Source organism: Streptomyces sp. NRRL F-4489, assembly GCF_001509485.1.
Taxonomy (GTDB): Bacteria; Actinomycetota; Actinomycetes; order Streptomycetales; family Streptomycetaceae; genus Streptomyces.
The window spans coordinates 35,496-48,213 of sequence record NZ_LLZI01000101.1 but is presented as its reverse complement, the minus strand read 5'-3'; the positions used below and the strand labels follow the sequence as shown (position 1 = coordinate 48,213).

Sequence of the window (12,718 nt, the reverse complement as noted above, 5' to 3'; positions counted from 1 at the left end):
GTGCCATCCCGCACCTGGAGGAGAGCCAACGTGCCTCGTACCGCTAGGGACGTCGTCTTCGTCGACGGCGTCCGCACCCCGTTCGGCAAGGCGGGCCCGAAGGGCATCTACCACGAGACCCGCGCCGACGACCTCGTTGTGAAGTCCATCCGGGAGCTGCTGCGCCGCAACCCGAACCTGGACCCGGCGAAGATCGACGAGGTGGCCATCGCCGCGACCACGCAGATCGGCGACCAGGGCCTGACCCTCGGCCGCACCGCCGGCATCCTCGCCGGGCTGCCGCAGTCGGTCCCCGGCTACTCCATCGACCGGATGTGCGCCGGTGCGCTGACCGCGGTCACCACCACCGCCGGTTCCATCGCGTTCGGCGCGTACGACGCCGTCATCGCCGGCGGTGTCGAGCACATGGGCCGCCACCCGATGGGCGAGGGCGTCGACCCGAACCCGCGGTTCGTGTCCGAGAAGCTCGTCGACGAGTCCGCCCTGTTCATGGGCATGACCGCCGAGAATCTGCACGACCGCTACCCGTCCATCACCAAGCGGCGCGCCGACGAGTACGCCGTGCGCTCGCAGGAGAAGGCGGCGAAGGCGTACGCGAACGGGAAGATCCAGCAGGACCTCGTCCCGATCTCGGTGCGCAACACCAACTCCGAGGTCGGCGAGACCGGTTGGGGCCTGGTCACCGCCGACGAGCCGATGCGGCCGGGGACGACCCTGGAGAACCTCGCGGGGCTCAAGACGCCGTTCCGTACGCACGGGCGCGTCACGGCCGGTAACGCCGCGGGCCTCAACGACGGTGCCACCGCCTCGATCATCGCGTCCGAGGACTTCGCCCGGGAGCACGGCCTCCCGGTGAGGATGCGCCTGGTCTCCTACGCCTTCGCGGGCGTCGAGCCGGAGGTCATGGGCTACGGCCCGATCCCGGCCACGGAGAAGGCGCTCGCCAAGGCGGGTCTGTCGATCTCCGACATCGGCCTCTTCGAGATCAACGAGGCGTTCGCCGTCCAGGTCCTCGCGTTCCTGGAGCACTACGGCATCGCGGACGACGACGCGCGCGTCAACCAGTACGGCGGCGCGATCGCGTTCGGCCACCCGCTGGCCTCCTCGGGCGTGCGTCTGATGACGCAGCTGGCCCGCCAGTTCGAGGAGCAGCCCGAGGTCCGCTACGGCCTCACCACCATGTGCGTCGGCTTCGGCATGGGCGCGACGGTCATCTGGGAAAACCCGCACTTCCAGGGGGACAAGTGAGCACCACCACCGCCGAGCTCCTCAAGGGTGCCTCCGACCTCTTCCCCGACGAGGTCGTCACCTCCGCGCACGTACGCCACCTCGAACTGCCTTTCAACGCCGGTAAGTTCGCGCTGATCACGCTGGACAACGGCCTGGACCACACCAAGCCGACCACCTTCGGCCCGGCCTCGCTGGCGAACCTCAACGCCGCGATCGACCAGGTCGAGAAGGAGGCCGCCGAGGGCGGCATCGTCGGTGTCGGCGTCACCGGCAAGCCGTTCATCTTCGCGGTCGGCGCCGACCTCAAGGGCGTGGAGCTGCTCAAGCGGCACGAGGACGCGCTGGCCATCGGCAAGGGCGGCCACGACGTCTTCAAGCGGCTGTCCGGGCTCGCCGTGCCGACCTTCGCGTACTACAATGGCGCGGCGATGGGCGGCGGTGTCGAGGTCGGTCTGCACTGCACCTACCGCACGGTCTCCAAGGCGCTGCCCGCCTTCTCGCTGCCCGAGGTCTTCCTCGGCCTGGTGCCGGGCTGGGGCGGCTGCACGCTGCTGCCGAACCTCATCGGCGCGGACAAGGCCGTCTCGGTGATCATCGAGAACTCGCTCAACCAGAACAAGCAGCTCAAGGGGCAGCAGGTCTTCGAGCTCGGCATCGCCGACGCGCTGTTCGAGGGCGCGGACTTCCTGGAGCAGTCGCTGATCTGGACCGCGAACGTCCTCAAGGGCGACGTCGAGGTCGAGCGTCCGGTCGTCGACCGCGGTGAAGCCTGGGACCAGGCCGTCGCGCGCGGTAAGTTCATCGCCGACTCGAAGGTGCACGGCGCTGCCCCGGCGGCGTACCGCGCGCTCGACATCATCGCGGCGTCCAAGAACGGCGACCTGCAGAAGGGCTTCGACGCCGAGGACCAGGCGCTCGCCGACCTGATCATGGGCGGCGAACTGCGCGCCGGTATCTACGCGTTCAACCTCGTGCAGAAGCGCGCCAAGCGCCCGGCCGGTGCGCCGGACAAGAACCTCGCGCGCCCGGTCACCAAGGTCGGCGTCGTGGGCGCGGGCCTGATGGCCTCGCAGCTCGCGCTGCTCTTCCTGCGCCGCCTTGAGGTGCCGGTCGTGCTGACCGACATCGACCAGGAGCGCGTCGACAAGGGTGTGGGCTACGTCCACGCCGAGATCGACAAGCTGCTCGGCAAGGGCCGCATCAACCAGGACAAGGCCAACCGCCTCAAGGCGCTGGTCTCCGGTGTGCTGGACAAGGCCGAGGGCTTCGCGGACGCGGACTTCATCATCGAGGCCGTCTTCGAGGAGATCGGCGTCAAGCAGCAGGTCTTCGCCGAGGTGGAGGCCGTGGCCCCCGCCCACGCGATCCTGGCGACGAACACCTCGTCCCTCTCGGTGACCGAGATGGCGTCGAAGCTGAAGCACCCCGAGCGCGTGGTCGGCTTCCACTTCTTCAACCCGGTCGCGATCCTGCCGCTCCTGGAGATCGTGCGCGGCGAGCGGACCGACGACGCGGCGCTCGCGACGGCGTTCGGTGTCGCGAAGAAGCTGAAGAAGACCGCGGTGCTGGTCAAGGACGCCCCGGCGTTCGTCGTCAACCGCATCCTGACCCGCTTCATGGGCGAGATCCAGAACGTCATCGACGAGGGCACCCCGGTGGCCACCGCCGAGAAGGCCGTCGAGCCGCTCGGCCTGCCGATGTCGCCGCTGGTGCTGCTGGAGCTGGTCGGCCCGGCGATCGGCCTGCACGTCTCCGAGACGCTGCACGGCGCGTTCCCGGACCGCTTCACCGTCTCGCCGAACCTCAAGGCGGTCGTGGAGGCCGGCAAGCGCGGCTTCTACGTCTACGACTCCGGCAAGCCGGAGCTGGACCCGGAGGTCGCCGCGCTGCTGAAGCAGGGCGACGTGGTCCTCACCGAGGAGCAGGTCCGCGACCGGGTGCTGGACGCCGTCGCGCAGGAGATCCGGCTGATGCTGGACGAGGGCGTGGTGGCCGAGGCGCAGGACATCGACCTGTGCCTGATCACCGGCGCCGGCTGGCCCTTCCACCTGGGCGGCATCACGCCGTACCTGGACCGCGAGGGCGTCTCGGAGCGGGTGACGGGCAAGAAGTTCCTCGCCCCGGGCATCGCGAGCGTGCCCGCGTAGCGGACCCCGCGGCACGGCACAGGGCGCGCGGCCCGGCTCGGTGGAGCCGGCCGCGCGCCGTCGTGTGTACGGGCCCGCGCGGCGGCCGTGGCAGGCTGGCGGTATGGATTCCTTGGTCATTGTGGATGCCGCGAACGTCGTCGGCTCGGTGCCCGACGGCTGGTGGCGGGACCGCCGCGGCGCGGCCGAGCGGCTGCGGGACGGCCTGGTCCGCTACGCCGCCGCGGGCCTGCCCGGGCTGGCCGGGCCGCCGCTGGAGCTGGTGCTGGTGGTCGAGGGCGCGGCGCGCGGGGTGGACTCCGTCGAGGACGTGCGGGTGGTGGCGGCGGACGGCAGCGGCGACGACCGGATCGTCGCGCTGGTGGCCGAGGAGGGCGCCGGGCGGGACTGCCTGGTGGTCACCGCCGACCGCGGTCTGCGCGAGCGGGTCCAGGCGCTGGGCGCCCGTGTGGCGGGCCCGCGGACGGTGTGGGGCGGTTCGGGGCGCGGCGGGGCCTCGTAGCCGCCCGGAGCGGCGCCCGCGGGCCCTGACGCGCCGTTACGGGCGGCCGGCGGCCGCGTCCCGCCGGGCCCGCAGCCGGACGGCGAGCCGGCTGCGGTGGCGCCCGTAGAGGACGTACAGCACGACACCGGCGGCCATCCAGATCGCGAAGCGGATCCAGGTCTCGGCGGGCAGATTGAGCATCAGCCAGAGCGAGGCGAGCACCGACAGCACCGGGACGAACGGCACGAATGGCGTCCGGAAGGCGCGCGGCAGATCGGGCCGGGCCCGGCGCAGCAGCACCACGCCCACGGCGACCACCACGAACGCGAACAGCGTGCCGATGTTGACGAGTTCGGCCAGCACGTCGATGGAGGTGAAGCCGGAGACCACCGCGACGACCGCGCCGAGCAGGATGGTCGAGCGGTGCGGGGTGCCGAACTTCGGGTGCACGCGGGAGAAGAGCTGCGGCAGCAGCCCGTCCCGGCTCATCGCGAAGAACACCCGGCTCTGGCCGAGCAGCAGGATCATGCAGACCGAGGTCAGGCCGACCGCCGCGCCGAAGCTGATCAGGCCCGCGAAGAACGGGTACCCGACGTGCTTGAAGGCGTCCGCGAGCGGCGCGTCCACGGAGAGCGTGTCGTACTTCTCCATGCCGGTGACGACCACCGACACCGCGACGTAGAGCAGCGTGCAGAGGGCCAGGGAGCCGAGGATGCCGCGCGGTACGTCGCGCTGCGGATTGCGGGTCTCCTCGGCCGCGGTGGCCACGATGTCGAAGCCGATGAACGCGAAGAAGACCACCGCGGCGGCGGTGAAGATGCCCATCACGCCGAAGTTCGACGGGGTGAAGCCGAACATCAGCTGGGCGAGCGGCGCGGCCAGTCCGCCGCCGCCCGCGGTGGGCCGGCTCGGCGGGATGAACGGCTGGTAGTTGGCGCCGGTGACGAAGAACGCGCCGGCGACGACGACCAGCAGCACCACCGTCACCTTGACGCCGACGACGACCGACGTCACCCGGGAGGAGAGCTTCATGCCGAGCACCAGGACCGCGGTGATCACCAGCACCAGGACGCAGGCGAGCAGGTCGAAGCCGAACCGCCCGCCGTGGCTCCCGGACAGCACCGGCGGCAGGTGCAGCCCGGCGCTGTCCAGCAGCGAGCGGACGTAGCCGGACCAGCCGACGGAGACCACCGCGCAGCCCAGGGCCAGCTCCAGGATGAGGTCCCAGCCGATGATCCAGGCGGGCAGTTCGCCCAGCGACGCGTAGGCGAAGGTGTAGGCCGAGCCGGCGACCGGGACGGTGGAGGCGAACTCCGCGTAGCACAGCGCCGCCAGCGCGCAGACCACGCCGGCGACGACGAAGGAGACCGCGACGGCCGGGCCCGCCTGCTCCTTGGCGATCTTCCCGGTGAGCACGAAGATGCCGGTGCCGATGACCACGCCGACGCCGAAGACGGTCAGGTCGAGCGCCGAGAGGGACTTCTTGAGGGCGTGCTCGGGCTCCTCGGTGTCCCGGATCGACTGCTCGATCGTCTTGGTCCGCAGGACGCCGCGGTCCCGGCGCGTCTCCGCCCCTTGCCCGTGCGGCCCGGGCGCCGGTCCGTGTCCGTGTGGTCCGTGCTGTGTGCTCATGGGCGTACCTCCGCCTGGACGACCCTCGCAAATCACCTGAACTGCCCGAGTCTCCGCAATGTGGCGAAAGGGGCGGGGGCGGCGGGGCTTCAGGGGACGGGGATTCACCCGATGGGGTGGGCGGACGCGTGAACGCGGGGACGCGGGGGCACGTGGGCGCCCGGGAACGCCGAGGGGCCGGGCGGAGCATCCTCGCGGGATGTCCGGCCGGCCCCTCGGGCGGGCTGCAACGGCCCGGGTCAGTCGCTGGCGACCTCGGCGGCGGTGCGCCCGGCGTCCTCGTCGCGGTTGTCCATCTTGGCGACCAGGCCGGTGACCTGGCGGGCGATGTCCGGCGCGGTCAGGCCGATCTCCGCCATGACCTCCTTGCGGGAGGCGTGGTCCAGGAACCGCTCGGGGATGCCGAAGTCGCGCAGCGGCACATCCACCCCGGCGTCGCGGAGCGCCTGGGCGATGGCCGAACCGACGCCGCCGGTGCGGATGTTGTCCTCGACGGTGACCACCACGCGGTGCTCGGCCGCCAGGCCCGGCAGCGCCGGGTCGACCGGCTTGACCCAGCGGGGGTCCACGACGGTGGTGGAGATGCCCTGCTTGTCGAGGAGGGCGGCGATCTCCAGGCACATCGGGGCGAGCGCGCCGATGGACACCAGCAGCACGTCGGGCCGCCCGGTGGTGCCGGCCTCGCGCAGCACGTCCATCCCGCCGATCCGGCCGACCGCCTCGACGGCCGGGCCGACCGCGCCCTTGGAGTAGCGCACCACGGTGGGCGCGTCGTCCACCTCGACGGCCTCCCGCAGCTGGGCGCGGACCTGGTCGGCGTCGCGCGGCGCGGCCAGCCGCAGGCCGGGCACGACCTGGAGGATGGACATGTCCCACATGCCGTTGTGCGAGGCGCCGTCGGTGCCGGTGATCCCGGCGCGGTCCAGGACGAAGGTGACACCGCACCTGTGCAGCGCGACGTCCATCAGGACCTGGTCGAAGGCGCGGTTGAGGAAGGTGGCGTAGACCGCGAAGACCGGGTGCAGGCCGGCGGTGGCCATACCGGCCGCCGAGACCGCGGCGTGCTGCTCGGCGATGCCGACGTCGTAGACCCGGTCCGGGAACTCCTTGGCGAACTTCTCCAGGCCGACCGGCTGGAGCATGGCCGCGGTGATGGCGACGATGTCCTCGCGCTCCTTGCCGAGCGCGACCATCTCGTCGCCGAAGACGCCGGTCCAGTCCTTGCCGCCGGAGGACAGCGGCAGGCCGGTGTCCGGGTGGATCGGGCCGATGCCGTGGAAGCGGTCGGCCTCGTCCTGCTCGGCGGGCTTGTAGCCGCGGCCCTTCTCGGTGAGGCAGTGGACGATCACCGGGCCGCCGAACCGCTTGGCGCGGGTCAGCGCGGACTCCAGCGCCTCGATGTCGTGGCCGTCGATCGGGCCGACGTACTTCAGGCCCAGGTCCTCGAACATGCCCTGCGGGGCGATGAAGTCCTTCAGGCCCTTCTTGGCGCCGTGCAGGGTCTCGTAGAGCGGCTTCCCGACGACCGGGGTGCGCTCCAGGATGTCCTTGCCGCGGGCCAGGAAGCGCTCGTAGCCGTCGGTGGTGCGGAGGGTGGCGAGGTGGTTGGCGAGGCCGCCGATGGTCGGGGCGTAGGAGCGCTCGTTGTCGTTGACGACGATGACCAGCGGGCGGTCCTTGGCGGCGGCGATGTTGTTGAGCGCCTCCCAGGCCATACCGCCGGTGAGCGCGCCGTCACCGATGACCGCGACCACCCGGTCGTCGACGCCGCGGACCTCGTGGGCCTTGGCGATGCCCTCGGCCCAGCCCAGGACGGTGGAGGCGTGGCTGTTCTCGATGATGTCGTGCGCCGACTCGGCGCGGGAGGGGTAGCCGGAGAGGCCGCCCTTGGCCTTGAGGCGGGAGAAGTCCTGGCGGCCGGTCAGCAGCTTGTGGACGTAGGACTGGTGTCCCGTGTCCCACAGGACCTTGTCCTTCGGGGAGTGGAAGACGCGGTGCAGGGCGATGGTCAGTTCGACGACGCCGAGGTTCGGGCCGAGGTGTCCGCCGGTCTTGGAGACCGCGTCGACCAGGAAGCCCCGGATCTCCCCCGCCAGCTGCGTGAGCTGCTCGGGCGAGAGCCGGTCCAGGTCGCGCGGCCCCTTGATACGGGTCAGCAATGCCACCCCATGCCTCCTTGCTGCCGTAGGTCGAGCTTGCCGATCAGATGAGTCTAATGTCGCGCCCGCCGCCTGCGCGGCCGGGCCCGGCGATGCGTGTCACTCGGGTGAGAGCGGCCACGCGGCCCGGTTTCCGCCCGTCGCGGCGGGGTTCCGGGCGCGGCGCGGCCCCCGCCGGAAGCCGTCCGGCGGGGGCCGCCGCCCCGGGCGGTTCCCGAGACTGTTGCCGACCTATGACACATATCGCCCGGCGGCGCCGCGCACGGCCCCGGCCGCCGCCTACGTACGGCCGGCCGTCCGCTGGGTGCGCCGCGACACCGAGTCGATGACCACCGCGGCCAGCAGCACCGCGCCGGTGATCATGTACTGGATCTCGCTGGCCATGCCGACGAGGTTCAGGCCCTGCTGGATCGACTGGATGACCAGCATGCCCAGCAGCGCGGACCAGATCTTGCCGCGGCCGCCGAAGAGGCTGGTGCCGCCGATGACCGCCGCCGCGATCACGTTCATCAGGGTGTTGCCCGAGCCGAGGTTCTTGGTGGCGCCGCCCGAGAGGCTGGCGATGAACAGGCCGCCGAACGCGGCGAGCATCCCGGAGATCGCGAAGACCGTGATCCGGACCCGGTTGACGTTGATACCGGCCCGGCGGGCCGCCTCGGCGTTGCCGCCGACCGCGAAGATCCGCCGGCCGTAGCCGGTGCGGCGGACCACGAAGTCGGCGATCACCAGGACGGCGAGGAAGAGCACCAGGGCCAGCGGCAGGCCGCGGGCGCCGGACGGCTCGTTGAGCACGTACGCGACGGCGAAGGCGATCACCGCGACCACGCCGGTGCGCAGCAGGATCTCGCCGGGCGGCCGGTACGGCAGGGCGGCGGCCCGGCGGCGCCGGGCCTCCAGCAGCAGCGACCCGGCGTAGGCCAGCACCGCGATCAGCGCGAGACCGTAGGCATACGCCTTGTCCTCGAAGTAGTAGCCGGTGAGGTGCTCCACCACGCTGCCGCTGGGCGTGTTGATCGAGCCCTCCTTGCCCATCAGCCAGATCTGCAGGCCGCTCCAGCCGAGGAAGCCGGCCAGGGTGACGACGAAGGCCGGCACGCCCACCCGGGCGAAGAAGAAGCCGTGCAGGACGCCGATGACGGCGCCGGCCGCGACCGCGAGCAGCACCGCGAGCCAGTCGTTGACGCCGTGGTTGACGCTGAGCACGGCCCAGACCGCCGCGCCGACGCCCGCCACCGAGCCGACCGAGAGGTCGATCTCGCCGAGCAGCAGGACGAAGACGATGCCGACGGCCATGATGCCCATACCGGAGGTGTAGACCCCGATGTTGGTGAGGCTGTCGGCGGAGAGGAAGTGGCTGTTCTTGAGCTGGAAGACGACGGCGATGACGATCAGGCCGACGACGACCGGGAGGGAGCCCAGCTCGCCGCCGCGGATGCGGCGGGCGAATTCCCCGAGATAGCCGGAGAATCCTTTCTCCCGGACCAGCAGCCGGGGATCGACGGCGGGCGGCGCCGGGGTTCCGGGCGCGGCCTCGGTGGTCTGCTGCTCGCTCATGCCCGGGTCTCCTTCGCCGGCCGGTCGGTGCGCCGGCGGGCCGTGCGCCGGGTGACAGCGTTGTCGGAGGCGCCGGTGATGGCGGCGACGATCTCCTCGTGGGTGGTGTCCGCGACGTCGAAGACGCCGTTGTTGCGGCCCAGCCGCAGTACCGCGACCCGGTCCGCGACGGCCAGCACATCGGCCATGTTGTGGCTGATCAGGATGACCGCGAGATCGCGCTCGCGGAGCCGTTCGACCAGGTCGAGGACCTGCGCGGTCTGCTCGACGCCCAGCGCGGCGGTCGGCTCGTCCAGGATGACGACCTTCGGGTCGCCGATCAGCGCGCGGGCGATGGCGACGACCTGCCGCTGGCCGCCGGAGAGCGCGGCCACCGGGATCCGGACGCTGGGGATCCGGATGGACAGGGTGTCCAGCAGCTCCTTGGCCCGCTTCTCCATGGCGATCTCGTCCAGGACGCCGGCGGTGCGCAGTTCGCTGCCGAGGTAGAGGTTGGCGACCACGTCGAGGTTGTCGCAGAGCGCGAGGTCCTGGTAGACGGTGGCGACGCCGAGCTCCTGGGCGTCGTGCGGCTTGCCGATGCGGACCGGCGCGCCCTGCCATTCGAGGGTGCCCTCGTCCACCGGGTGGACGCCCGAAATGGTCTTGACGAGGGTGGACTTCCCGGCGCCGTTGTCGCCGACCAGGGCGACCACCTCACCGGCGTGGATCTCCAGCGTGACGTCGGTGAGCGCCTGGACGGCGCCGAACCGCTTGGAGACTTGGCGCAACGCCAGCACGGGCGGAGCGGACACGTGAATCATCTCCTTCGCCGCCGCGGCCGCGGCGGGAATGGTGGTGCGGGGGGTGTGCGGCCCCCGGCGCGGCGGCCGGCCGGGCCGGGGGCGGGATGCGGGGCGGCCGCGCCGCCGCTACTTGATGCCCGCCGCCGCGCAGGCCGCCGCGGTGTCGCCGGCGCACAGCCGGCTGACGGGGTAGACCTTGTCCTTGACGACCGTGGAGGCGATGTTGTCCTTCGTCACGATCTGGGCGTCGTAGAGCTTGGCGGGGATGCCCTTGACCTCGCCGCTGAGGCTGTCGACCTTGGTGGGCGCCAGCGCGCCGATCGCCTCGCCCTTGAGCAGCCGGACCGCGATCTCGGCGGTGGTGTCGGCCTGCGGCTGGATCTGCTTGTAGATGGTGAACGCCTGGTCGCCGCGGAGCACGCGCTGCAGGCCGGCCAGCTCGGAGTCCTGGCCGCCGACCGGGACGGTGATGCCCTGCTGCTTCAGGGCGGTGATGATGCCGCCGGCCATGCCGTCGTTGGCGGAGTAGACGCCCTGGAAGCCGTCCTTGCCGAGCGCGTCGATGGCGGCGCTCATCTTCTTGTTGGCCTCGTCCGAGGACCAGTCCGGGATGTCCTGCTCGTAGACGACCTTCTTGACCTGCTTGTCGAGGACGCTGTGGGCGCCGCGCTTGAAGAAGGGCGCGTTGGGGTCGGTCGGCGAGCCGTTGATCATGACGACGTTGCTGTCCTTGGCGCGGTCGCCGAGCGCCTTGACCAGCGCCTCGCCCTGGAGGCGGCCGATCTTCTCGTTGTCGTAGGAGACGTAGGCGGAGATCGCGCCCTCGGCCAGGCGGTCGTACGCGACGACCTTGACGCCCTGCTTGGCGGCCTGGTTCACCCAGGACTTGGTGGCCTTGTAGTCCACCGGGTCCAGGATGATCACCTTGACGCCCTGGGTGATCAGGGCGTCGAACTGCTTCTTCTGGTTCTGGGTGTCCTGGTCGGCGTTGTTGTACTTGACCTGGCAGTCGGGGCAGAGCGCCTCGATCTTCTTGGTGATCAGCGGGCGGTCGAAGGTCTCGTAGCGGGTGGTCTTGTTCTCCGGCAGCAGCAGGCCGATGGTCTTGCCGTCGCCGCCGCTCTTGCCGCCGTCGCCGGCCTTGCCGCAGGCGGCGACCGAGAGGGCCATCGAGACGGCGGCGGTGGCTATGACGACGCGGCGCGTCCACACATTCATGGGAATTGCCTCCCTGACATGGCCGCGTCGTTGCGGCCGAGGTGGCTGGAAGTCAACTCGGCCGCCAGGCGACCGTCAAGGAGTAAATCCTTAACGAGATGACAACGGTGCCATGCGTTATAGGTGTGAACGAAAAGGCCATCGGGCCTGCGCGGAAGCCGGTCAGACCGGGGCGGGCGCCTCCGCGTCCGGGGCGGTGTCCAGCAGGGACGAATCACCCATCTCGCTCAGGACGAGGGCGAGCGCGCCCAGCACCTCGGCGCGGCCCCCGAGAGTGCCGGGGACGATGCCCAACTGCCGTGCCGCGCTGGGGATCGCGTAGCGGGAGACCGACTCCCGGATCGGGCCGAGGACCAGCTCACCGGCCTCGGCCAGATCGCCGCCGAGCACCACCCGGCTGGGGTTGAGCAGATTGCAGAGGTTCGCCACGCCGCTGCCGATGTGGCGGCCCACGTCCGCGATCACCCGGCGGCAGCCCGGATCGCCCTCGCGGGCCAGCTGGACCACCCGCGCCATGGTCAGGTCGGGGCCGTGGCTGGGCTGGAGCAGCGGGAGGACGTAGCGGGCGGCGGTGAAGGTCTCCAGGCAGCCGCGGTTGCCGCAGCGGCACACCGGGCCGGACTCGTCCAGCGTGATGTGGCCGATCTCACCGGCCGTGCCGCCCGGTCCGCGGTAGATCTGGCCGCTGATCACCAGACCGGCGCCGACGCCGCTGGCGACCTTGATGTACGCCAGGTCCGCCGCGCCGCGGCCGCCGCCCCAGACCAGTTCGCCAAGGGCTCCGAGGTTGGCGTCGTTGTCGACGTGGACCGGGACGCCGAGCCGCCCGGACAGCTCCTCGCCGGGCTTCGTCCCGGCCCAGCCCGGCAGGATCGCGGTCGAGCCGAGGGTGCCGGACACCACGTCGATCGGGCCGGGGACGCCCAGGCCGACGCCGATGACCTTGGCGGGGCTGACGCCCGTCCGCGCGATCAGCCGGCTGACCAGCTGCTCGGCGCGGTCGAAGCCCTCGGCGGCGGAGGCGTCCACGTCGATCGGCTCGGCCTCCTCGGCGAGTACCTCGTGGGCGAGGTTGCCGACCGCCACCCGCAGGTGGGAGTGGCCGAAGTCGACGCCCACCACGATGCCGGCGTCCCCGGAGAGCGAGACGCTGCGGGCCCGGCGGCCGCCCGCCGAGGTGGGCGTCACCTCCACCGTGCCGCCGTCCTTCAACTCGCGAACGATGTTCGAGACGGTGGCCGCGGACAGCCCCGTGCTCCGGGCGATCTCCGCCTGGGTGAGCGAGCCCGCCATGCGCACCGCGCGGACCACCCGCTCCAGATTGGCCCGGTGCAGCGAGGACTGCGACCCCGGAGTCTCCATCGACTCATCCACTCCCGCCTGCGGGCGGGCAGTGCGCCGACTGCCCGCCGGCCGCACCCGCGTCATCGGGGGGCGGCTACCGAATTCAACATGTGAACTCTAAGCAGAACTCCGGTGGGGAAGTCCCGTCAAGGCGTTGACCACCGA

At 71.5% G+C, this 12,718-nt stretch carries 9 protein-coding genes; 3 read left to right on the top strand and 6 right to left on the bottom strand.

Annotation, left to right across the window (positions count from 1 at the left end; all coding sequences use genetic code 11):
- Positions 1-30: 30 nt before the first annotated feature.
- The 3 genes from ADL22_RS10125 (at position 31) to ADL22_RS10115 (ending at position 3,879) form a co-directional block, all read left to right on the top strand.
- The gene (locus ADL22_RS10125) at positions 31-1,248 is read left to right on the top strand and encodes a thiolase family protein (protein WP_066975973.1); all 1,218 of its coding nucleotides are present in this window, start codon (positions 31-33) and stop codon (positions 1,246-1,248) included.
- Positions 1,245-3,377, top strand: coding sequence for a 3-hydroxyacyl-CoA dehydrogenase NAD-binding domain-containing protein (locus ADL22_RS10120; protein WP_066975971.1), 2,133 nt, complete (start codon positions 1,245-1,247; stop codon positions 3,375-3,377). Before ADL22_RS10125 ends, ADL22_RS10120 begins: the two co-directional genes overlap by 4 nt.
- Before the next feature lie 103 nt (positions 3,378-3,480).
- A complete protein-coding gene (locus ADL22_RS10115) occupies positions 3,481-3,879 on the top strand; it encodes an NTP pyrophosphohydrolase (RefSeq protein WP_066975968.1) in 399 nt (132 codons plus the stop codon).
- A 36-nt stretch (positions 3,880-3,915) separates the two neighbouring features.
- On the opposite strand, the gene ADL22_RS10110 is transcribed toward ADL22_RS10115, so the two are convergent.
- The 6 genes from ADL22_RS10110 to ADL22_RS10085 all read right to left on the bottom strand — a co-directional run bounded on the left by ADL22_RS10110 (position 3,916) and on the right by ADL22_RS10085 (position 12,571).
- Complete coding sequence (locus ADL22_RS10110; RefSeq protein WP_079063993.1) at positions 3,916-5,493, bottom strand: amino acid permease; 1,578 nt, start codon at positions 5,491-5,493, stop codon at positions 3,916-3,918.
- A 239-nt stretch (positions 5,494-5,732) separates the two neighbouring features.
- Positions 5,733-7,658 (bottom strand): 1-deoxy-D-xylulose-5-phosphate synthase, encoded by a 1,926-nt coding sequence (gene dxs / locus ADL22_RS10105; protein ID WP_066975966.1) that lies wholly within the window; start codon positions 7,656-7,658, stop codon positions 5,733-5,735.
- A gap of 273 nt (positions 7,659-7,931) precedes the next feature.
- Positions 7,932-9,206, bottom strand: a complete 1,275-nt coding sequence (locus ADL22_RS10100; protein ID WP_066975964.1) for a sugar ABC transporter permease — start codon at positions 9,204-9,206, stop codon at positions 7,932-7,934.
- The gene (locus tag ADL22_RS10095) at positions 9,203-10,009 is read right to left on the bottom strand and encodes an ATP-binding cassette domain-containing protein (RefSeq protein ID WP_079063992.1); all 807 of its coding nucleotides are present in this window, start codon (positions 10,007-10,009) and stop codon (positions 9,203-9,205) included. The genes ADL22_RS10100 and ADL22_RS10095 overlap by 4 nt, the downstream gene beginning before the upstream one ends.
- A 108-nt stretch (positions 10,010-10,117) precedes the next feature.
- Complete coding sequence (locus ADL22_RS10090; RefSeq protein WP_066975958.1) at positions 10,118-11,209, bottom strand: substrate-binding domain-containing protein; 1,092 nt, start codon at positions 11,207-11,209, stop codon at positions 10,118-10,120.
- A gap of 162 nt (positions 11,210-11,371) precedes the next feature.
- Entirely contained in the window at positions 11,372-12,571 is a 1,200-nt protein-coding gene (locus ADL22_RS10085; RefSeq protein ID WP_066975956.1) for an ROK family transcriptional regulator, read from the bottom strand.
- Between the last annotated feature and the right edge of the window lie 147 nt (positions 12,572-12,718).

Coding starts and splice junctions, on each gene's coding strand:
- ADL22_RS10090 (WP_066975958.1), bottom strand. CDS start 11,209: ATGAATGTGTGGACGCGCCGCGTCGTCATAGCCACCGCCGCCGTCTCG.
- ADL22_RS10110 (WP_079063993.1), bottom strand. CDS start 5,493: ATGAGCACACAGCACGGACCACACGGACACGGACCGGCGCCCGGGCCG.
- ADL22_RS10100 (WP_066975964.1), bottom strand. CDS start 9,206: ATGAGCGAGCAGCAGACCACCGAGGCCGCGCCCGGAACCCCGGCGCCG.
- ADL22_RS10095 (WP_079063992.1), bottom strand. CDS start 10,009: ATGATTCACGTGTCCGCTCCGCCCGTGCTGGCGTTGCGCCAAGTCTCC.
- ADL22_RS10085 (WP_066975956.1), bottom strand. CDS start 12,571: ATGGAGACTCCGGGGTCGCAGTCCTCGCTGCACCGGGCCAATCTGGAG.
- ADL22_RS10115 (WP_066975968.1), top strand. CDS start 3,481: ATGGATTCCTTGGTCATTGTGGATGCCGCGAACGTCGTCGGCTCGGTG.